General features: G+C 60.2%; 14 protein-coding genes and 1 tRNA gene. 4 read left to right on the top strand and 11 right to left on the bottom strand.

The window, feature by feature from the left end; all coding sequences use genetic code 11:
- Positions 1 to 25: 25 nt before the first annotated feature.
- On the bottom strand, positions 26 to 313 hold the full coding sequence (locus DUT91_RS08165; protein WP_114439885.1) for an FAD assembly factor SdhE: 288 nt from the start codon (positions 311 to 313) through the stop codon (positions 26 to 28).
- Positions 314 to 436: 123 nt separating this feature from the next.
- Here DUT91_RS08165 and recG point away from each other — a divergent pair, with 123 nt between their 5' ends.
- Positions 437 to 2,545, top strand: a complete 2,109-nt coding sequence (gene recG / locus DUT91_RS08160) for an ATP-dependent DNA helicase RecG (protein WP_114440168.1) — start codon at positions 437 to 439, stop codon at positions 2,543 to 2,545.
- 42 nt (positions 2,546 to 2,587) lie between these two features.
- On the opposite strand, the gene DUT91_RS08155 is transcribed toward recG, so the two are convergent.
- From DUT91_RS08155 to DUT91_RS08140, 4 genes are all read right to left on the bottom strand, one after another.
- Positions 2,588 to 3,259: a DUF502 domain-containing protein gene (locus DUT91_RS08155; protein WP_114439884.1), complete on the bottom strand. Its 672-nt coding sequence runs from the start codon at positions 3,257 to 3,259 to the stop codon at positions 2,588 to 2,590.
- Between the two features lie 94 nt (positions 3,260 to 3,353).
- On the bottom strand, positions 3,354 to 5,177 hold the full coding sequence (glmS, locus tag DUT91_RS08150; protein ID WP_114439883.1) for a glutamine--fructose-6-phosphate transaminase (isomerizing): 1,824 nt from the start codon (positions 5,175 to 5,177) through the stop codon (positions 3,354 to 3,356).
- Positions 5,178 to 5,332: 155 nt separating this feature from the next.
- Positions 5,333 to 6,697 carry a bifunctional UDP-N-acetylglucosamine diphosphorylase/glucosamine-1-phosphate N-acetyltransferase GlmU gene (gene glmU, locus DUT91_RS08145; protein ID WP_114439882.1) on the bottom strand — a complete coding sequence of 455 codons (1,365 nt, stop codon included), beginning with the start codon at positions 6,695 to 6,697 and terminating at the stop codon, positions 5,333 to 5,335.
- A gap of 96 nt (positions 6,698 to 6,793) precedes the next feature.
- Complete coding sequence (locus DUT91_RS08140) at positions 6,794 to 7,546, bottom strand: cytochrome c biogenesis CcdA family protein (RefSeq protein WP_114439881.1); 753 nt, start codon at positions 7,544 to 7,546, stop codon at positions 6,794 to 6,796.
- A gap of 234 nt (positions 7,547 to 7,780) precedes the next feature.
- Between DUT91_RS08140 and mprF the strand changes: the two genes are divergently transcribed.
- Together mprF and DUT91_RS08130 are read left to right on the top strand one after the other, a co-directional pair.
- Positions 7,781 to 10,429 carry a bifunctional lysylphosphatidylglycerol flippase/synthetase MprF gene (mprF, locus tag DUT91_RS08135; RefSeq protein ID WP_114439880.1) on the top strand — a complete coding sequence of 883 codons (2,649 nt, stop codon included), beginning with the start codon at positions 7,781 to 7,783 and terminating at the stop codon, positions 10,427 to 10,429.
- A gap of 10 nt (positions 10,430 to 10,439) precedes the next feature.
- Entirely contained in the window at positions 10,440 to 11,864 is a 1,425-nt protein-coding gene (locus DUT91_RS08130) for a virulence factor family protein (RefSeq protein ID WP_114439879.1), read from the top strand.
- 80 nt (positions 11,865 to 11,944) lie between these two features.
- Here DUT91_RS08130 and DUT91_RS08125 read toward each other — a convergent pair.
- The 4 genes from DUT91_RS08125 to DUT91_RS08110 form a co-directional block, all read right to left on the bottom strand.
- Positions 11,945 to 12,020 (bottom strand) — tRNA-Lys (locus DUT91_RS08125).
- Positions 12,021 to 12,167: 147 nt separating this feature from the next.
- On the bottom strand, positions 12,168 to 13,154 hold the full coding sequence (locus DUT91_RS08120) for an LLM class flavin-dependent oxidoreductase (RefSeq protein ID WP_114440167.1): 987 nt from the start codon (positions 13,152 to 13,154) through the stop codon (positions 12,168 to 12,170).
- 149 nt (positions 13,155 to 13,303) lie between these two features.
- Positions 13,304 to 16,396, bottom strand: a complete 3,093-nt coding sequence (locus tag DUT91_RS08115; protein ID WP_114439878.1) for an efflux RND transporter permease subunit — start codon at positions 16,394 to 16,396, stop codon at positions 13,304 to 13,306.
- Positions 16,397 to 16,405: 9 nt separating this feature from the next.
- Positions 16,406 to 17,608: an efflux RND transporter periplasmic adaptor subunit gene (locus DUT91_RS08110; protein WP_114439877.1), complete on the bottom strand. Its 1,203-nt coding sequence runs from the start codon at positions 17,606 to 17,608 to the stop codon at positions 16,406 to 16,408.
- Between the two features lie 156 nt (positions 17,609 to 17,764).
- Between DUT91_RS08110 and DUT91_RS08105 the strand changes: the two genes are divergently transcribed.
- A complete protein-coding gene (locus DUT91_RS08105; protein ID WP_114439876.1) occupies positions 17,765 to 18,337 on the top strand; it encodes a TetR/AcrR family transcriptional regulator in 573 nt (190 codons plus the stop codon).
- Between the two features lie 14 nt (positions 18,338 to 18,351).
- Here the strand turns inward: DUT91_RS08105 and DUT91_RS08100 are convergent, their stop codons facing one another.
- A complete protein-coding gene (locus DUT91_RS08100) occupies positions 18,352 to 19,371 on the bottom strand; it encodes a LacI family DNA-binding transcriptional regulator (RefSeq protein ID WP_114439875.1) in 1,020 nt (339 codons plus the stop codon).
- A gap of 133 nt (positions 19,372 to 19,504) precedes the next feature.
- Entirely contained in the window at positions 19,505 to 20,638 is a 1,134-nt protein-coding gene (gene tgt / locus DUT91_RS08095) for a tRNA guanosine(34) transglycosylase Tgt (protein WP_114440166.1), read from the bottom strand.
- Between the last annotated feature and the right edge of the window lie 53 nt (positions 20,639 to 20,691).

The following is a 20,691-nucleotide window of genomic DNA, read 5'->3' as shown; positions in this document are numbered from 1 at the left end:
GCTACACACTTTTGCTGGAAATGCTTCAGAATTTCATTCTTTGACGAAAAGCGACGATGTCGCGGAAAAGCGGCGTATCGTATTCTTCAGGCGTGGTGACTTCGCCCGTCACCCATTGCAGGAGATCGCGGTCGAGCGCTTCCATCAGCATTTCATATTCGTCGAGATCGGTGTCTGACATTTGCGCGATATGCGCATCGGCATATTGGCCCAGGATCAGATCCGTCTCGCGCATACCGCGATGCCAGGAGCGAAACAGAAGTTTGCGCCGCCGTGGGTCGAGATCAGCGCTATTACACGTGCTGCCCGTCATGCCGTGATGTCTCCGGATTATCGCTTTGGTATTGAAGCGAAAAGGATGTTCCGCTGCATATAGCGCGGGATGATGCTTCTGTCAGCCTTGCAAGGCAAAACGAACGCGGTAAAGGTTTGCATCATGCGTCCCTCCCTGCTCGATCCCTTCTTCGCCTCCGCCCGTTCGCTTTCCGGCATTGGCCCGAAAGTGGCGGCCCTTCTGGCAAAGCTGCTCGGAACCGATGCACCAGGGGCGGAGCCTCGCGTCGGCCAGCTTCTCTTCCTGCCGCCGCACAGCGTCATCGACCGGCGCAACCGTCCGGGCATCGCCTTTGCGCAGGAAGGCGCCATCGTCACGCTGGAAGTGCGCGTCGACCGGCACCAGCCCGCGCCGCGCGGACGCGGCAATGTTCCGCATCGCGTTTTCGCTCATGACGATACGGGGGAAATCGCGCTGGTGTTCTTCCATGCGCAACAGCCCTGGCTCGAGAAAATGATGCCGGAGGGCGAGACGATCATCGTCTCCGGCCGGATGGAATGGTTTAACGGCCGCGCCTCGATGGTGCATCCCGATCATATCACCAGCGTCGCCGACGCGGCTTCGCTACCACTGGTCGAGCCCGTCTATCCGCTGACCGCGGGCCTGTCGCCCAAGACGCTGATCCGCGCGATCCGCGAAGCGCTGACACGCATCCCGCCGCTGCCCGAATGGGTGGAGCCGGCGCTCCTGGCGCGTGAACAATTTCCCAGTCACGAGCAGGCGCTGACAACGCTTCATCAGCCTGAAGACCCCGTTGATATCGCGCTGGAAAGCCCGGCGCGGCGCAGGCTCGCCTATGACGAGCTTCTGGCGGGACAGCTTGCGCTCGGCCTCGTGCGGCTGAAAACGCGGAGACTTTCCGGGAGGCCGCTCGATGGCGACGGGCAATTGGTTGGCAAAGTGCTGGAGGCCCTGCCCTATACGCTGACCGGCAGCCAGCAAAAGGCCGTCGAGGATATCATTGCCGATCTGAGGGAACCGGAACGGATGCTGCGGCTCCTGCAGGGCGATGTGGGGTCTGGCAAGACGGTGGTCGGGCTGCTAGCCATGGCGCATGCTGCGGAGGCCGGCGGCCAGTCCGCGCTGATGGCGCCGACTGAGGTGCTGGCACGCCAGCACTATGCGACCATCGCGCCATTGGCGCAGAAGGCGGGGCTCAGGGCAGCACTCCTCACGGGCCGTGAAAAAGGCCGCGAACGCCAGCAGATCCTTGACGATCTGAAAAACGGCGCGATCCATATCATCATTGGCACTCACGCGCTTTTCCAGGAAAAGGTCGAGTATCACGATCTGGTGCTGGTCATCATCGACGAGCAGCACCGTTTCGGCGTGCACCAGCGCCTGCAACTGACCGCCAAGGGCACTGCGCCCGACATGCTCGTGATGACCGCGACGCCCATTCCCCGTACGCTGGTGCTGACAGCCTTCGGCGACATGGATGTTTCCAAGCTCACGGAGAAACCGGCGGGACGCCGCCCCATCACCACCGCCACGATTCCGATGGAGCGGATGGACGAACTGGTGGAACGGATGCGGATGGCCATCGCAGAAGGACAGAAAATCTACTGGATATGCCCCCTGGTGGAGGAATCCGAACTGGTCGAACTCACGTCAGCCGAAGAGCGTTTCCAGTCGCTGCAACCGATTTTTGGCGAACGGATCGGCCTTATCCACGGGCGCATGGGCGGCCCGGAGAAGGACGAGGCGATGCGCGCCTTCAAGAACAGTGAAACGCGGATTCTCATCGCTACGACAGTCATCGAGGTGGGGGTGGACGTGCCCGACGCAACGGTCATCGTCATCGAACATGCGGAGCGCTTCGGGCTGGCGCAATTGCATCAGTTGCGCGGCCGGGTCGGGCGCGGCGACAAGCCATCGACCTGCCTGCTTCTCTACAAGGGGCCGCTCGGCGAAATCGCCCGGGCGCGACTGCAGGTCATGCGCGAGACCGAGGATGGCTTCCGCATCGCCGAGGAAGATTTGAAGCTTCGCGGCGAAGGGGAATTGCTCGGCACACGGCAATCGGGAACACCAGGATTCCGGCTGGCCGCAATCGAAGCGCACAGCGATCTTCTGGAGATCGCCCGCAAGGACGCGCGCCTGCTGCTCGAGCGCGATCCGGATCTTGCCAGCGAGCGCGGTGCAGCATTGCGGCTCCTGCTCTACATTTTCGGGCGCGACGAGGCCGTGCGGCTGTTGCGGGCCGGATAGAATCGATCAGGGCCAGGCGATTCCATCAAAACAGGAAACGCTTTATTCCTGCTCCGGTTTGACAATTGGGTCCGTCGTGTGGTCCAGGGCTTTCGTTCGGGCCTGAAACTCAGGCGAAACAAGTCCGGCTGAAATGACCAGTTTGGCGCCCTCCTCCACCGTCATCGAAAGATTGATAATATCGGACTTCGGGACGTAAAGCAGGAATCCGGAAGTGGGGTTTGGTGTCGTCGGCAGGAAAACGGCAGTCATTTTCCCGGCTTTATCCATCAGCGTATCGGAAATCTCGCCTTCAACATCGGTGGAGAGAAACACGATCGACCACACGCCTTTGCGCGGATATTCGATAAGGCCGACATGCTTAAAGGTATTGGATTTTCCCGAAAGCACCGTTTCGAAAATCTGTTTCAGCCCGCGATAGACGCTGCGAACAAGCGGCATCTGGCCGAGCACATACTCGCCGAGCCTGATGACGGCCCTGCCGATAAAATTCGCCGTCAGGAAACCCACCAGGGTCAGCAGGACGATGGCGACGACCAATCCGAAGCCGGGGATCGTAAATGGCAGATAATTGTCGGGATTATAAGCGTGGGGGATAAGAGGCTTCACCCAACCATCGACCCAGCCGATGAAACCCCACACGAGATAGGCGGTAATCGCTACCGGCGCCGTCACGACAATTCCCGTCAGGAAATAGTTCCTGAGCCGCATCATGTCGCTGTCTCCGGTAAATGCATCGGCCCTGCCCTGACCATTTCGTTCTGAATGGTCTAGCGCAGGGCTTTGACAAAATGAACCGGAATCTTGGCTATTCCACCGTGACCGACTTCGCCAGATTGCGCGGCTGATCGACATCGGTCCCCATGAAGACGGCGGTATAATAAGCGAGCATCTGCACCGGCAGCGCGTAGATCAGCGGCGCGATGATCTCAGGCATGTGAGGCAGGATGATCGTATCCAGCGTCTTGATATTTGCATTCGCCGCTCCCTTGGCGTCCGTAATCAGGATGATGCGCCCGCCGCGCGCCGCGACTTCCTGCATGTTGGAAACGGTCTTTTCGTAGAGCCGGTCGTATGGCGCAATGACGATGACGGGCATCGTCTCGTCGATCAGCGCGATCGGACCATGCTTCAGCTCGCCGGCCGCATAGCCTTCGGCGTGGATGTATGAGATTTCCTTCAGCTTCAGCGCGCCTTCCATGGCGAGCGGGAAGCTGGTTCCGCGACCGAGATAAAGCGCGTGCTTGACCAGCATCAATTCGCGGCAGACGGCCTCGATCTGCGGTGAGAGACGCAGCACCTCATTGGCGAAACGCGGCACTTCCGACAAATGGCGGATGAGGCGCTGCTCTTCCGCAGCGTCGATCGTCCCACGGGCTTTGCCGGCAGCGATGGCAAGCGATGCGAGGACGGAGAGCTGGCATGTGAAAGCCTTGGTCGAGGCAACGCCGATTTCCGGTCCGGCCAGCGTCGGGAAGACGACATCCGACTCTCGGGCGATAGTCGATTCCTTCACATTGACAACTGAAGCGATCTTCAGGCCCTGGCTCTTGCAATAGCGAAGGGAAGCCAGCGTGTCGGCGGTCTCGCCCGATTGCGAGACGAACAGCGCGAGCGTGTCCTTCGACAAAGGCATCTCCCGATAGCGGAACTCGGAAGCGATATCGATATCGACCGGCAGGCGCGCGATCTGCTCGAACCAGTATTTACCGATGGACGCGGCATAAAAGGCAGTGCCGCAGGCGGAAATCGCCAGCCGGTTGATCGCGGAGAAATCGACCGGCACGCTCTCGGCCCTGGTCATGCCGCTGGTGAAATCGAGATAATGCGCCAGCGTATGGGAGATGACTTCCGGCTGCTCGTGGATTTCCTTTTCCATGAAATGGCGGTGATTGCCCTTGCTGACCAGAAAGGCAGTGCCGGTGGATTTCTGGATTGCGCGGGAAACCAGGGCACCGTTTTCATCGTAGATGGTGGAGCTGTTGCGCGTCAGGACCGCCCAATCGCCATCGTCAAGATAGGTAATGGTGTCGGTGAACGGGGCAAGCGCGATAGCGTCGGAGCCCAGGAACATTTCACCCTCGCCATACCCGATGGCGAGCGGCGAGCCGCGGCGGGCGGCGATCAGGAGATCGTCCTCGCCCGTGAACAGGATTGCCAGTGCGAAGGCGCCCTTGAGCTGTGGGAGGCTTTCACGCACGGCCTCTACCGGCGACTTGCCCCGATCGAGTTCGCGCGTCACCAGTTGCGCTACGGCTTCGGTATCGGTGTCGGTCTGGAAAAAATAGCCGTCTGCTTCGAGGGTGGAGCGCAATTCGGCAAAATTCTCGATAATTCCATTATGAACAATGGCAAGCTTTTCCGTGGCGTGCGGATGGGCGTTCCGCTCCGTCGGCGCGCCATGGGTGGCCCAGCGTGTATGGCCGATGCCGATCGTTCCCTCCAGCGGCTGCGCAATCAGCCGCTTTTCCAGGTTCACCAGCTTGCCTTCCGCGCGGCGGCGATCCAGCGCACCGTCCTCCAGAGTGGCAACGCCAGCCGAATCATAGCCGCGATATTCAAGACGCTTCAGCGCATCGACCAGACGCGGTGCAACAGGCCTGACGCCGACAATCCCGATAATGCCACACATGAAAGCGTTCCCTTCTCCAAACCTAAAAATCAGCCCGCACAACCGGCAGACCCGATTTTCCGAATTGCTCTAAACTCTGATTGCCGCGACGGATATTCACAATAGATTTCAGTTTCTTTCGCGATTGAATTCACCCAAAAGCGACAGAAAACAAATCATTTCCCAGTCTTTTTCGCAGCCTTTATCGCCGCATATTGCTCACGCAGAACAGTGGCGCGACCTTCCTTGGTCACTTGCCTCGCGCGCCCAAACGCCAAGGCGCTATCGGGCACATCTTCGGTAATCACGCTTCCGGACGCGATATACGCATCAGCGCCGACCGAAACCGGAGCGACAAGAGACGTGTTCGAGCCGATGAAAGCGCCCTCGCCGATTACCGTCCTGCTCTTGTTGTAGCCATCATAGTTGCAGGTGATGGTCCCCGCACCGACATTGGCGCCGGGCCCCACAGAGGCATCGCCGATATAGGAGAGATGATTTATCTTCGCCCCCTTGGCGACGGTCGCGTTCTTGACCTCGCAGAAATTGCCGACCTTCGACTTCTCTCCGAGATCAGCGCCCGGCCGCAGCCGCGCGAACGGACCGATTTCGGCTCTGGGACCTACATGCGCGCCCTCCAGATGGGAAAACGCATGGATCACCGCACCGGATGCTATATGCACACCGGGACCGAAGAAGACGTTGGGCTCGATGAGCGCGTCGGCCTCGACCAGCGTGTCATGCGAAAAGAACACCGTTTCGGGCGCAATCATGGTCACGCCGGCAAGCATGATCGCCCGACGCTTGCGGTCCTGCCAGATGGCTTCCGCCTCGGCCAGCTCAACCCGCGTGTTGATGCCGATGACATTATCCACCGGCACTTCGATGGCCGTCACACGCCGGCCCTCGCGATGCGCGATCTCAACAATATCGGTCAGATAGAACTCGCCCTTGGCATTGTCGTTGCGGACGGCTTCTAGAAGCGCCAGGGCGTGTTCGCCGCGAATGGCCATCAGACCACCATTGCAGAAATTTATCCTTTTTTCTTCGGTGCTTGCGTCTTTTTCTTCGCGTATAGCAACAAGATCTCCGCCGGTCTCGATCAGTCGTCCGTAGCCGAAGGGATCGGACGGGCGAAAGCCCATCACTACGATGTCGAAGCCTTCCGCGAGCCTGGAGCGGGCCAGGATCAGAGCGCTCTCCTCGATCAGCGGCGTGTCGCCGAAGACGATCAGCAGGTCGTCATAACCGCGCGCGATCGCCTCACGCGCCGCCAGGACGGCATGGGCGGTGCCGAGCCGTTCCTTCTGCTCATAGGCGGAAACACCAGGCGATACCTTCTCGACAGCCGCCTTCACCTCGTCCGCCCCCCTGCCGACGACGAGAGCGATATCGCCATCGCCGGTCCCGCGAACGGCCTTGGCGACATGGCATATCAGGGGCATGCCCGCGATCTGGTGCAGCACCTTGGGGAGAGCGGATTTCATCCGCGTCCCTTCTCCGGCGGCAAGAATGATCGAGAGGCAGGTTCGGCTGGTCATGAGGCGGATATCCGGTCGTTGTCAAACGGGAGTCAGGGCGAGGTTATACAGGTCCGAAGCCTAACCACGAAAGCGTATAAATTGGCTTACGTCGGGTTAGCCCAGTTGCCCGAGCGCGGGAAATGTCTCGAGCAGCCAGAAAGAGAAGGATTGCATTCCGCCAGTGAGGAAAAGCAACCCGGCCGCGACGAGAAGACCGCCCATGACTTTTTCAACCTTGCCGAGATGCACCCGGAATCGTGCGAGAAAACGCATGAATGCGCCGGAAAACAGGGCTGCAATCATGAAGGGGATGCCGAGGCCGAGCGAATAGGTCGCAAGCAGGCTTGCTCCCTCGCCCACCGTGCTTTTCGCTCCGGCCAAGGTAAGTATCGGCCCCAGCACAGGTCCGATGCAGGGCGTCCATCCGAAGGCAAAGGCAAGGCCCATGACATAGGCTCCCACGGGACTGGCCGGCGCGCCCTTCGCCTGGAAGCGGGCTTCCCGGGAAAGGATCGACAATCTGAACAGGCCAAGGAAGTTCAATCCCATCACGATAATGACGAGACCGGCAACAATGGCGATCTCCTGCTGCCATGCCCGCAGGAATGCCCCTATGGAAGATGCGCCTGCCCCGAGTGCGACGAAGACCGTGGTAAAGCCGAGGACAAACGCAAAGGAAGACGCAAACAACGCCCCCCGGCGCGACGCGACGGCAGCACCGGAACCTTCGGCCCGGAAATCCTCGACGCTGACGCCGGCCATATAGCAGAGATATGGTGGGACGAGTGGCAGCACGCAGGGCGAGAGGAAGGAAAGCGCGCCCGCGCCAACTGCCGTTATATAAGAGACGTCAAGCGCCACGCGCATTCCTCCGTGCCGGTCTGGATCATCGCCTGTCCAGGCGCATCACCCCATACCGCTTCTAGTCCGGTCATACAGTAAAACCCAGTCAAATTCATGCTATCATCGGCCTGTTATCAGAAAGGCGCTGAACGGTTGAATAAGATCGGGTCATCACAAGTTTGCCTCAAATGAGGAATCAACCGAGCTTGAATTCGAGCGTTCACAGCCTTACGGGCAAGATTTTCAGGGAAGTGCCCAATGGGTCTTATTGATGACAACCCAGCGTCTCCGCCTTCGCAGGCCAGCGATCGCCCCAACGAAGATTCCAGTCGATCTCGGGGCCTTCTACATCGCCTGAAAAAATACCAGCATATCGCCTTCCCCATCGCGGGTATCGTCATCGCCTTGCTGGCGCTATTCGTGCTGGAAGATCTCCTGCGGCACACGTCCTGGGCCAAGACGGTCGCCGCGATCGAGAACATTCCGCTTCGCACATTGGGGCTGGCGCTGTTTTTCACCGCTCTCAGCTATGCGGCGGTTGCGCTTTACGATGTGGTCGCAGTCGACACCATCGCGCCGGGCCGCATACCACACCGGATTTCGGCAATCGCGGGGGCGGCCGGCTACGCCATTTCCAATGCCTTGGGCTTTTCGCTCCTGACCGGCGGCGCGCTGCGCTACCGCATCTATGCCGCCGAGGGCATAAGCCTGGTCGATATCGGGCGCATTGTCGGCACCTCCTGGTTCGCCATCTGGTTCGCGTTCATCATCATGATCGGCGCGGCGATGCTGATCGACCCGGCCGACGTTCCATGGCTTTCGGCGCTCGATCCACGCATCGATCTCTTCGCTGGCGTGATCATCCTCGGCGGGATCGGGTGGCTTATATATTGGTTGTCCAAGGGCGACCGCTCGCTGCAGGTCGGCCAATTCACGGTTAAGCTCCCGACCTCGCGCGGCGCGCTCATCCAGATCGCCGCCGGCCTCGTCGACGTAACGGCAGCGGCGGCGACGCTCTACATGCTGATGCCGGAGGGCGTCGTGCAGAGCTTCGCCGTCTTCGCGCTTGTCTATGTCATCGCCGTCATTCTCGGCGTGGTCAGCCATGCACCCGGCGGCCTTGGCGCTTTCGAGGCAACCATGATTGCCGGTCTCGGTCTTGGAGGCAAGCCCGAAGCTATCGCCGCCCTCATCGTCTACCGGCTGATCTACACGGTGCTGCCGCTTCTGGTCGCCGTCAGCGGCGTGCTGGCATGGGAAGCCTTCAGGCGCAGGGAAAAACTCACCGCGCAGGCACGCCTTGCCACGCGTGTGGTCGAGCCGCTGATCCCGGGGCTTGCGGCGAGCGTGACGTTCCTCGGCGGTATCGTCCTCCTGATATCAGGCGTCACACCCGGTGTGCGCTACCGCCTCGACATCCTGTCGGATATCCTGCCGCTGATCTTCGTCGAGATGTCGCATCTCGCGGCAAGCTTTGTCGGCGTGGCGCTGCTTGTCGTCGCGCGCGGCCTCGCCAAGCGCCTGGCACGCGCCTGGGTCGCGGCCATGATCCTGCTGCTGGCCGGCGCCGTCTTCTCCCTTGCCAAGGGTCTCGACTGGGAAGAAGCAAGCATTCTCTGCGTTTTCGCAGGCGTTCTCTGGGCCTTCCGCCGCTCATTCTACCGGCGCCCGATCGTCGGGCCGTTCGTGCTGACCTGGAACTGGCTCGCCAGCGTCGGCACCACCGTCCTCGTCTCAACATGGCTTGGCTTCTTCATCTACCGCCATGTCGAATATTCCGACAATCTCTGGTGGGATTTCGCCTGGAACGCCAATGCCCCCCGCTTCCTGCGCGCCACGGTCCTTGTTCTGGCCGTGATTTTGGTGGTCAGCCTCAATACCGCCATCAACGGCAGAGGGATGAAACGGTCGAAAAAGGACCTTGCGATACCGGATGCCGTGCCGGCACTCGTCGCGGCTTCGCCGCATGCCGAGACTGCTTTGGCGCTTCTAGGCGACAAGCAGTTCCTGATGGATCCGGACAATCGCGGTTTCATCATGTATGCCCAATCAGGCGGCAGCCTCATCGCGCTGGGCGAACCGGTCGGTGACAGGAAAGTCATGGAGGAACTTGCCTGGTCGTTCCACGCGCTCGCCGACAAGCTTGCCGCCCGCACCGTTTTTTATGGCGTCGGGCCACACAGTTTGCCGCTCTTTCTCGATATGGGCCTCATCGCGCTGAAGCTCGGCGAAGTCGCGCGTGTCGATCTGCGCGAGTTCTCCCTCGATGGCCCCCAGCGCCAGCCCTTCCGCTATGCCGACCGGCGCGCGGACAAGGATGGCCTTATCTTCGAGATCATACCGGCAGCGGATGTCCCGCCGGTCCTGCCGCAGCTGAAAAAGATTTCCGATGCCTGGCTTGCCCATAAATCGGGCAGTGAGAAGCGATTTTCCCTCGGCTTCTTCAATCCGGAATTTCTGTCGCGCTATGACGTTGCGGTCATGAAGAAGGACGGGGATATCGTTGCCTTCGCCAATGTATGGCGAAGCGCCGACAAGAACGAAATCACCGTCGATCTGATGCGCTATATGCCCAACGTTTCGAAGATCATGATGGACGCGCTTTTCGCCAAGCTGCTCATGTATTCCAAGGCGGAAGGCTACCGCTGGTTCAATCTTGGCGCTGCTCCCCTTTCCGGCCTTTCCGGCAGCCCGCTTGCTTCACGGTGGAACCGCTTCGGTTCGTTCCTCTACAAGCGCGGCGCTGATTTCTACCATTTCGACGGGCTGAAGGCGTTCAAGGAGAAGTTCGATCCCGTCTGGTCGCCTCATTATCTCATTTGTCCTGGAGGGCTGGACACCCCCCGAACGCTGGTCGATGTGACGACGCTCATCAATGGCAGTCCACTGGAGTTCATTCGCAAATGAGGACGCGCAAATGAGAATCAAACGTTATCTGCTCGCCACGGCAGCAGGGCTGATACTTGCCGCTTCGGCCGTCGGTTATGTCGTTTATACCGGGCAAACAGGCAAAGTATTGCGCACTTGGGCGCGCCTCACCGGTACGCAGGAAGTCGTCACGCATGTCAGCGCGGAGCGGCTGCACGACGTCCCCGTGCTGATGCCGCCGAACGACCCTGTCGGTCTCGCCATCCAGATTTCCGATGCGGGCGGCATGACGGCCCGGGACCATGCGTTGTCGCAAGCTCTTCTTGCTCGCGGCATCATCGTTCTTCCCGTCAATTTCGACACATGGCGCGCAGAGCTCGACAAGGAAGACGGCGAGTGCATCTATATCGATTCCGATTTCGAAGGGATCGCCAAGGAAGCACTGCGAGCGCTGGATCTCAACGTCTATTTTCATCCTGTCATAGCGGGTATCGGCCAGGGTGCGACGCTGGCCTACGCGGCAGCGGCCGACGCCCCCGATGCGACGCTTGCCGGCGCGGTCGGTCTGGATCCGGCAGATGCGCTGAAGACGAAACTGCCTTCCTGTGAGGGCGCCAAGGCGACGATTGCGCCCACTGGCGGCTACAATTATGCCCTCGATGCCAAGCTGCCGACACCTGTGACATTGATCAGCAAGGCTGGACCCGTAAACGATCCGGCGGAGGCAAAAAAACAGCGTATCGCCGTACTGCAGAAAGCCACCGAACCGGACGTGCGCCTGAGCATGGCCGCGGATGCAGTTGCTGCCATGGCCGCAAAGGACGCCGCCAATCAGGCGCTGCCCATTGTCGATCTGCCAGCGAAGGGAAACGCCGATTATGTTGCAGTTTTCTTCTCGGGCGACGGGGGCTGGCGGGATATCGACAAATCCATCGGCGAATGGCTGAGCCAGCATGGCGTTCATGTGGTGGGAGTCGATTCGCTTCGCTATTTCTGGTCGGAGCGTACGCCCGAGGAAATCGCCGACGATACGGATGCCATATTGAAGAAGGCCGATCCCAGCGGAAAGCTGCCTGTCGCGATTTTCGGTTATTCCTTCGGCGCCGATACCTTTCCCTTCGCCTGGCAATATCTCGACCCGGCGATAAAGGACCGCACCCGCATGATCGCGCTCCTCGGCGCCTCGACGACCACCACATTTCAGGTGACGATCGACGGCTGGCTTGGAATGGACGGTGACAAGAAAACCGCCCCGGCAATCGCCACCCTGCCCCTCGACCGGGTTGTTTGCGTTTATGGCGAAGACGAAGATGACACCGTCTGCACGGAGCCGACGCTTGCCCCCATGGAAACAATGAAAGAGCCGGGCGGCCATCATTTCGACGACAACTACGAACCCATCGCGGAAAAGCTGCTGCAGAAGCTGAAAAACAGCGCCAGCGCTTCTCAGGAGGACGCGTCGAAAGTCGATTGAACGATGTGATTGCCGGCCGCAGCGTTGCCCCACGATTCGCTGCGGGCAAACTTGAGTGCACTTGATCGATTTCTGGAGATTGGTGAGCGCGCAGGGATTCGAACCCTGGACCTACTGATTAAAAGTCAGTTGCTCTACCGGCTGAGCTACGCGCTCCCGAAGGGGACGGTTCGTCCCTGGAAGTGCGGCGGAACATAAGTGCGCCGGCAGCGTGGGTCAACAGCATTCTGCCGTGTTTCACCTGTCGAATGCGCTTTTCCCATCCAATCGGCAATTGGGTGGGTCTTTGTCGAACTGGGCGGTCTAAAGGCCCGCGACGTCAGCTAAGATCTCGAATGAGCGGATCCGGGCGGCATGGTCGAATATCTGCGCCGTCACCATCAACTCATCGGCGCCCGTGCGGGCGATGAACGCATCGAGGCCCTGCTTCACGGTCTGCGGCGAACCGACGAACGAGCAGGAAAGCGCGTGCTGGAGAAGCGCCCGCCCCGTGGAGTCCAGCCCCTCCGCGTAGTTCTCGACGGGCGGCGGAAGCAGCCCCGGTTTGCCCATGCGCAAATTGACGAAGGCCTGTTGCAGCGAACTGAACAGCAGATTCGCCTCCTGATCGGTCTCGGCGGCAAAGACGTTCACGCCCAGCATGACATAAGGCTTGTCGAGATGTTCCGACGGCTCGAACCGGGTGCGGTAGACTTCCACGGCATATTCCAGTTCTGCGGGCGCAAAATGCGAGGCGAAGGCATAGGGCAGGCCCAGCGCTGCGGCGAGCTGTGCGCCGAAAAGGCTCGATCCGAGGATCCATACCGGCACGTCAAGCCCTGCTCCCGGCACGGCGCGCACACGCTGGTCGGGCTCGGCCGGACGGAAATAGTTCATCAGTTCGACGACATCCTGCGGGAACGCGTTGGCATCGCTGTTCATGTTGCGGTGCAAGGCACGCGCCGTCAGTTGATCGGTGCCGGGCGCGCGCCCGAGGCCAAGATCGATGCGCCCCGGAAATAGCGCCGCAAGCGTGCCGAACTGCTCGGCAATTATCAGGGGCGAATGGTTGGGCAGCATGATGCCGCCTGCCCCGACACGGATGCTCGACGTGCCCGCCGCGACGTGGCCGATCACCACCGCGGTAGCGGCACTGGCTATGCCCGGCATGTTGTGATGCTCGGCAAACCAGATACGGTGGTAGCCGAGACGCTCGGCATGACGGGCGAGATCAAGCGAGTTGCGCAGGGACTGGCCGACATGGCTGCCCTGGGGAACGGGAGAAAGGTCAAGAACGGAAAGCGGTATCATGATGCTCACAAAGATGCGGGATGTGCGACGGGAGGCTCCCGCCGACATCCGGAGAAATTGATTCCGTTTTTCGTCTTAAAACGAAAACGCCAGCTACCGGGATAGCTGGCGTTCCCCCTTGCAGTAAATGCAAGTTTCGGTGATGAGCCTCAATGGTGAGCGGGAGCAACCGGTCGTCCGTCCGGCGGCGTGTCCTGGGCGGAGGCTTCCGCCAGACCTTCCTTCTTGGAGATGTAGGTATAGAACATCGGCACCACGAACAGTGTGAAGAAGGTTCCGACGACGATACCTGTGAAGATCACCAGGCCGATCGAATAGCGCGCCGCCGCGCCTGCTCCGGTGGCGATGATCAGCGGCACGACGCCAAGCGCCATTGCGGCCGTCGTCATCAGGATCGGACGCAGGCGGGTCTGCGCCGCCAGGATGATGGCGTCACGGCGCGAGAGGCCATGCAACTCGCGCTGCTGGTTGGCGAACTCCACCATGAGAATGCCGTGCTTGGTGATCAGCCCGACAAGCGTGATCAATCCGACCTGGGTATAGATGTTGAGCGTACCGAGGCCGAGATTGAGCGGCACGAGGGCGCCGAAGATCGAAAGCGGCACCGACATCATGATGATGAACGGATCGCGGAAGCTTTCGAACTGAGCGGCCAGCACCAGATAGATGACGACCACGGCCAGGCTGAAGGCGATCAGGATCGTATGGCCCTGCTCGACCTCAAGCCGCGACTGGCCGGAATAGTCGAGGAAATAGCCGGCAGGCATGTTCGCGCGCGCCATGTCGACGATGGTCTGCAGGCCCTGTCCGGTCGTAACGCCGGGCAGCGGCAGGGCCGAGATCGTGGCGGAGTTCAACTGGTTGAACTGCTCGATTGCAGCCGGCGACGCATTTTCGGTAACCGTGATGACGGAGGACAGGGGCAGCATCTTGCCCGAGGCGCTGCGCACATAGAACTCGCCCAACCGCTCCGGGTTGGCGCGAAATTCGTCAGGCACCTGCGTGATGATATCGTAGCTGTTGGAATCCCGGTCGAACTTGGCGACCGAGGCGCCGCCGGTGAGAAGACCGAGCGTGGTGCCGATATCGCTGACGTTGACGCCCAGCGTGGCGGCACGGTCGCGGTCGATCGTGACCGTGGTCTGCGGCGCGTTGAACGAGAGCGAATTCTGCACGATGATGAACTGACCGGACGCCTGCGCCTCGTTCTTGATCTTCTCGGCGACCTCGAAAACCTGATCCGAGGGTCCCGTGGACCGGACGATGACCGAGATCGGCAATCCACCGCCGGCTCCGGGCAGAGAAGGCGGCGAGAAGACGAATGCCTGAACACCGGCCAGTTTGCTGAGACGCTGGGTCAAATCCGCCTGCAGTTCCTTCTGGGAACGTTCGCGTTGCGACCAGTCCTTGAAAGCCCAGAGCGCGATGCCGGTATTCGTTGCGCCCCCGAAGCCGACGATGTTGAACCGCGCCTTGAGCTCCGGAATATCCTTTGTCAGCGTATCCATCTGGTCGGCATAGAGCTTCATATAGGCCGAAGTGGCATATTGCGGACCAACGAACTGGGAAAACAGCGCGCCCGAATCCTCCTCTGGCGCCAGTTCGCTCGATGTATTGAAAAACATGAACGCGGTGACGCCGAGAAGCGACGCCACCATGAGGAGCGTGATCGGACGATAGTTCAACGAGCCGGAAACGAGCCGTCCATACCACCCCTCGAAACGCGCGAAATTACGATCGATGAACCGCTGGAAACGCGTGCTTCCGCCATGCGAGAGCATGCGCGCGCACATCATCGGCGAGATGGTCAGAGCCGCAACACCCGAGATGATGACGGCGCCGGCGAGCGTGAAGGCGAATTCGCGGAAGAGGGATCCGGTCAGGCCTCCGGTGAAGCCCAGAGGGGCGAAGACCGCCGCAAGCGTGATCGTCATGGCAATGATCGGGCCGGTGATTTCGCGCATGCCCTTGAATGCCGCATCCATCGGCTTGAGCCCCTCCTCTATGTGCCGGTGGATGTTCTCCAGGACCACGATGGCGTCGTCGACGACGAGACCAATGGCCAGCACCATCGCCAGCAGCGATAGCAGATTGATGGAGTAACCCAGCGCATAAAGGAAGAAGCAGACGCCGATCAGCGAGATCGGGATCGTTACGATTGGAATGATGACCGAGCGAAACGAACCGAGAAACAGGATGATGACGATGACGACGATCGCAACAGCCTCGGCGATGGTCGTGAAAACCTCGCGGATCGAAGAGCTGATCTGCTCGGTCGAATCATAGACCACGACGAGCGACATGCCTTCAGGCAGCGAAGCCTGGATCGAAGGCATCTCCTTGTTGACCTCGGCCGCCATGTCGATGGGATTTGCGGCGGGTGTAGGCATGATGCCAAGGAACGTTCCGGCCTTGCCGTTGAACCTGACGATGGTGTCGGTGCTTTCCGCCGCGAGTTCGACGCGGGCTACGTCGCGCAGACGCACGATGTTATCGCCGTCGGACTTGACCACCATCGCTCCGAAGGCTTCGGGCGTCTGCAGCGTCGATTTGAGCATGATCGACGTGGTGACATACTCATTCTTCGTCTTGCCAGGGGCCGAGAGGAAGTTCGACGCATTGATGGCCGAGAGAACCTGCGATGCGGTAATGCCGCGCGCGGCAAGCTGCAAAGGCTCGAGCCAGACGCGCATGGAATAAATCTGCCCGCCAAGGATCTGTGCTTCGGCCACGCCCTGGATCGTCGACATGCGCGGCTGGATCACCCGCTCCAGATATTCGGTGATCTGCTCGTTCGTCATGTTGGGATTTTGCGCGGCCAGATACATGGTCGCGAAGCTCTCACCCGTTCCCTTGAGAATAACGGGGTCTTCGGCCTCCTGCGGCAGTTGACCGCGCACCTGATTGACCTTGGCGATGACTTCGGTCAGCGCGGCATCCGGATCGGCGCCGAGCTTCATCTGCACAGTCACTTTACTGGAGGACGGGCTGCTGGAGGACGTCACATAGTCGATGTTCTCGGTCGTCGCCACAGCCTGGGCGATCGGCGCGCTGATGAACCCCTGGATAAGGTCGGCATTCGCGCCCGCATAGGTGGTGGTAATCGTAATGACCGTCTCTTCGACTTCCGGATATTCACGAACCGCAAGGTTGAAGATACCCTGCGCGCCCAGAAGCAGGATCATCAGGGCGACGACGATGGAAAGAACCGGACGGCGAATGAATATGTCGGAAAAACTCATGATACCGGCCTATTGTTGGTTCGGAGCGTCGGCTGGATTGATGGTGTTGTCGACGACGACATGCGCACCTTGAGTGAGCCGGTTCTGGCCGGCAGTGACGACGACATCGCCATCCGAAAGCCCGCTGGTGACTTCAACCAGATCGCGCGTGCGACGGCCGAGCTTGACGAAAACCTGTTGCACGGCCAGCCTATCGGCCTGCTTCGCATCAGCCTGCTTGTCTTCATCTGGCTTTGCGTCAGCTTCGGCAGGCGTTGACGCGGCAGCCTCCTGCTTCGGCTTTTCCGGGCGCACGACGAAGACATAGTCGCCGTAAAGGCTCGTCACCACAGTCGTCTGCGGCAGGGCAATGATGTTGTTCTCCACCGGCAGATCGACGCGGATCTGTACGAACTGTCCGGGGTTGAGCTTGCGGTCCGGGTTCTGCACCTGCGCGCGCACGGAAACCAGCCGGGTCGTGGGATCTATCCTCGGGTCGATGCCGATAATCTTCCCGGAAAACTCAAACTTGTCGCTTGTAAAGCCGACCTGCACGGGCTGTCCGATCTTCAGCCGGGAAAGCGACTGTTCGGGAACTGTGAAATCCACGCGCATCGTATCGAGGTTCTGCAGCGTCGCAACGACATCGCCCGGCGTCAGATATTGTCCGATGTCGATCTGGGGGATACCGATCGTGCCGGAAAACGGCGCAACCAGGCGCTTCTGGTCGAGTGTCGCCTGCAGCTTCGCCACTTGGGCCTGGGCCGATTCCATGGCAGCCCTCGTGGTGTCGACATTGGATATCGCGCCGACGCCTTGCGTGCGCAGGGTCTGGGCGCGCTTGTAATTGACCTCCTGCAGGGTGGCGTCCGCCTTGGCGGCGGCGAGATCCGCCTGTTCGATGCTGTCATCGAGCTGGACGAGGAGATCGCCCTGCTTGATGCGCTGGTTGGCCTTGAAGGCGATTTTCTGGACAATACCGGCTACCTGCACGGTCAGATTGACGCCTTCAGAGGCGTTTGCGGAGCCAATCGCCTCGATATTCGGCGTCCATTTCGCCGGGTCCACCGTAATGGTTGAAACCGCCAGCGCCGGCTGCTGCATGGTGGCAAAATAGTTCTTGATCATCTTGTCGCGGAACATATTGAACCAGATAATGCCACCGCAAATAGCCACGATGAGCAGGAGAAGCAGATAGGGAAGAAGGCGGCGAAGGAAGCGGAGGATGGCCATCGGTGAGAGGCTCCAGCAGAGGCTTAGAGGTTAGACGAAATGCCTGCCGCGCGATCAGCGTCATAGCGAAATCATCGATTTGACTTGAATACCACGCGGAAATTACTGTACCGTCCGGACGGTATTGTCAACTCACTCTTGCCATGAAAGCCTTAGATGCACGGGAAAAAACTGTCGTCGCGTGAAAGAATCCTGCTGGCCGCCACCGAACTCGCAAAGGAAATAGGGCCCGCTCATCTCTCGCTCGATGCCGTTGCCGCCCGAGCCGGTCTTTCGAAAGGCGGGCTGCTCTATAGCTTTCCCACAAAGGCTAAGCTTCTCGAAGCGGTTGTCGAGGAACATCTCAAGGATCATGACAAAGCCTTGCGCGCGGAAGAAGAAGGCCGGAAAGACGCGCCCAACGGTATCGCCGAGGCCTTCCTCCAGGTTTTCCGAAACGAGAGCATTCACAAAGACCCGCCGCCATCAGGTGTCCTCGCTGCCATTGCCGAAAATCCTGAATTCATCCGCCCGATCCGCCGTTACAACAGGCAGTTGCTCGACAGAATGCAGGCGAGATCCGAGGACAACGCTTCCGCACTCGTTACTTTCCTGGCGATCGAGGGCATGCGCAGCATGCAGCTTCTCGACTGCGATATCCTGACCGACGCAGAACGCGATCTCATCATGACCCGTCTGTCGACACTGCTGCGGGGGAACGATCCCGATGGCAAGAGCACGCGTCGCTGATCCATTTTTCGTTATCATCTGCCGGGTACCGGTCCGGTAGAGGCCCGGACCTTCAGACATGTCGGCAGTTCAACCGATGACGGCGCGGCATCATTGCCGCCCAAAAGGGCGAGCAGCATCTCCATCGCCCTGCGGCCGATTTCCTCGCGCGGCTGGCTGACGGTCGTCAGTGGCGGATAAAAAGCTTCGCTCAGGAAAATATCGTCGAAGCCGACGACCGATACATCGTCGGGAACCGTGAACCCCAGCTGACGCAGTTCGTTGATCGCACCGAAGGCCATTTCGTCATTGGCCAGGAAGAGCGCGGTTGGTCTATCCCTGTATGAAAAGAGCTGACGGCAGAGTTCCCGCCCCGTCCGCAAGCTATAGTCACCGGTCAGGTCATAGGCGGCGGGAACAGGCAGGCCTGCATCCGCCATCGCCGCGAGATAGCCTTCGCGCCGCCGCGAACTCATAAATTCCGGCATGGGGCCGGAAATATGCGCGATGCGCTGATGCCCGAGATCGATCAGGTGCTTGACGGCCCTGTAAGCCGCAGCGCGATTGTCGATATGGACATTCGGCAAGTCGCTGCTCTCGATGAGTTCGAGCGCCACGACGATCGGCCTAGCCTTCGACCCGCCCAAAATCTGCTCGTAATCCTGCGGCAGCATTCCCGTCATGAGGATCATACCGTCCGCATGCCCGTCGCGCAGCATATCGAAATATTCGCGCGCCCGGTCGGGGTCGTTCTCCGTATTGCCCATCAACACGGAATAACCGGCTGCCCTCGCCGCCGCTTCCACGCCCTTGAAAATATCGAGGTAGAAAGGATTGCAAACATCACGGACAACGAGCAGCACCGACATCGACCGTTGCATCCGCAAATTGCGGGCTGCCACATTGGGCCGGTAATCCAGTGTCCTCGCCGCATCGCGGATGCGCTCGCGCGTCGCCTCGGCCACCAAGCTCGAATCGCTCAGCGCGCGGGAAACCGTTGCGGTCGAAACGCCCGCCCGCCGGGCGATATCCTTGATCTTGGCCCTGTCCGTCATGTTCCTCATATACCACCTTATGAAATCGATTGTAGCGTAAATGTAATCGATTGCATAGGCGCTTGCGACACGTTCGGGAGCGGTCGTCAGCGCAGTGGCAGACTGTCCAAATCCAATGGAAAAACGAGGCTCATCAGAGGGCGGGGAGATCGCCCCTCACCCACCGCTCCTGGGTCGCGCCGGCAAAATTCTCGAATTCTCCCGCCTCGATGGCGTCACGGCATCCCTGCATCAGGCTTTGGTAATAGGCGAGATTATTCCAGGTAAGCAGCATGGCGCCCAGGAACTCCCCCGACTTCACCAGATGGTGCAGATAGGCGCGACTATAATCGCGCGCAGCGGGACAATTCGATTCCTCGTCCAGCGGTCGGGGATCTTCGGCGTGCCGCGCATTGCGCAAATTGATCTTGCCATGGCGGGTAAAGGCAAGGCCATGGCGGCCGGCGCGGGTCGGCATGACGCAATCGAACATGTCTACGCCACGCGCCACCGACTTCAAGATGTCGTCCGGCGTGCCGACGCCCATGAGATAGCGCGGCTTTTCAGCGGGAAGAACCGGGCAGACCACATCCAGCATCTCCAGCATGACATTCTGCGGTTCGCCCACCGCCAGGCCGCCGATCGAATAGCCCTTGAGGTCCATCGCCTTCAGCGCCTCGGCCGAATGCGTGCGCAGGCGTGCATTGTCGCCGCCCTGCACGATACCGAACATCGCCTTCCCCGGCTGCTCACCGAAGGCTGTCCTGCAGCGCTCCGCCCAGCGCAGCGAAAGCTCCATTGCCCTTTCCATCTCGCGTTCCTGCGCCGGCAGGGCCACGCATTCGTCGAGCTGCATCTGGATATCGGAATCGAGAAGTCCCTGGATTTCGATGGAGCGCTCAGGGGTCATCTCATAGGCGCGCCCGTCGATATGCGAGCGGAACGTCACGCCGTTTTCGTTGAGCTTGCGCAATTGCGCCAGAGACATGACCTGGAATCCGCCGGAATCGGTGAGGATCGGGCCGGGCCAGCGGGCGAAATCATGCAGCCCGCCAAGTCGCGCAACGCGCTCCGCCCCTGGCCGCAGCATCAGGTGATAGGTGTTGCCGAGGATGATGTCGGAGCCGAGGTCGCGCACCTGGTCCATATACATGGCCTTGACGGTGCCGCCGGTCCCGACGGGCATGAAGGCGGGGGTCCGGACTGTGCCGCGCGGCATGGTGATTTCGCCGCGCCGGGCTTTGCCGTCAGTTGCAAGAACTTTGAATTGGAAGGTTTTGCTGATCATGATGGCGCTCGCCATACAGCATTTTGCCGTCAGGTGAAATCACCTGATGTCGA

This window comes from Paramesorhizobium salinisoli (assembly GCF_003335045.1).
Taxonomy (GTDB): Bacteria; Pseudomonadota; Alphaproteobacteria; order Rhizobiales; family Rhizobiaceae; genus Paramesorhizobium; species Paramesorhizobium salinisoli.
The sequence above is the reverse complement of the archived record's forward strand: the minus strand, read 5'-3'. Positions and strand labels throughout refer to the sequence as shown.

Excerpts from the sequence above, each read along its gene's own strand:
- mprF (WP_114439880.1), top strand. The coding sequence starts at position 7,781 with ATGGGTCTTATTGATGACAACCCAGCGTCTCCGCCTTCGCAGGCCAGC.
- DUT91_RS08105 (WP_114439876.1), top strand. The coding sequence starts at position 17,765 with ATGCACGGGAAAAAACTGTCGTCGCGTGAAAGAATCCTGCTGGCCGCC.
- recG (WP_114440168.1), top strand. The coding sequence starts at position 437 with ATGCGTCCCTCCCTGCTCGATCCCTTCTTCGCCTCCGCCCGTTCGCTT.
- DUT91_RS08130 (WP_114439879.1), top strand. The coding sequence starts at position 10,440 with ATGAGAATCAAACGTTATCTGCTCGCCACGGCAGCAGGGCTGATACTT.
- DUT91_RS08155 (WP_114439884.1), bottom strand. The coding sequence starts at position 3,259 with ATGATGCGGCTCAGGAACTATTTCCTGACGGGAATTGTCGTGACGGCG.
- DUT91_RS08140 (WP_114439881.1), bottom strand. The coding sequence starts at position 7,546 with ATGCGCGTGGCGCTTGACGTCTCTTATATAACGGCAGTTGGCGCGGGC.
- glmS (WP_114439883.1), bottom strand. The coding sequence starts at position 5,177 with ATGTGTGGCATTATCGGGATTGTCGGCGTCAGGCCTGTTGCACCGCGT.
- DUT91_RS08120 (WP_114440167.1), bottom strand. The coding sequence starts at position 13,154 with ATGATACCGCTTTCCGTTCTTGACCTTTCTCCCGTTCCCCAGGGCAGC.
- tgt (WP_114440166.1), bottom strand. The coding sequence starts at position 20,638 with ATGATCAGCAAAACCTTCCAATTCAAAGTTCTTGCAACTGACGGCAAA.
- DUT91_RS08115 (WP_114439878.1), bottom strand. The coding sequence starts at position 16,396 with ATGAGTTTTTCCGACATATTCATTCGCCGTCCGGTTCTTTCCATCGTC.
- DUT91_RS08100 (WP_114439875.1), bottom strand. The coding sequence starts at position 19,371 with ATGACGGACAGGGCCAAGATCAAGGATATCGCCCGGCGGGCGGGCGTT.
- DUT91_RS08110 (WP_114439877.1), bottom strand. The coding sequence starts at position 17,608 with ATGGCCATCCTCCGCTTCCTTCGCCGCCTTCTTCCCTATCTGCTTCTC.
- glmU (WP_114439882.1), bottom strand. The coding sequence starts at position 6,697 with ATGACCAGCCGAACCTGCCTCTCGATCATTCTTGCCGCCGGAGAAGGG.
- DUT91_RS08165 (WP_114439885.1), bottom strand. The coding sequence starts at position 313 with ATGACGGGCAGCACGTGTAATAGCGCTGATCTCGACCCACGGCGGCGC.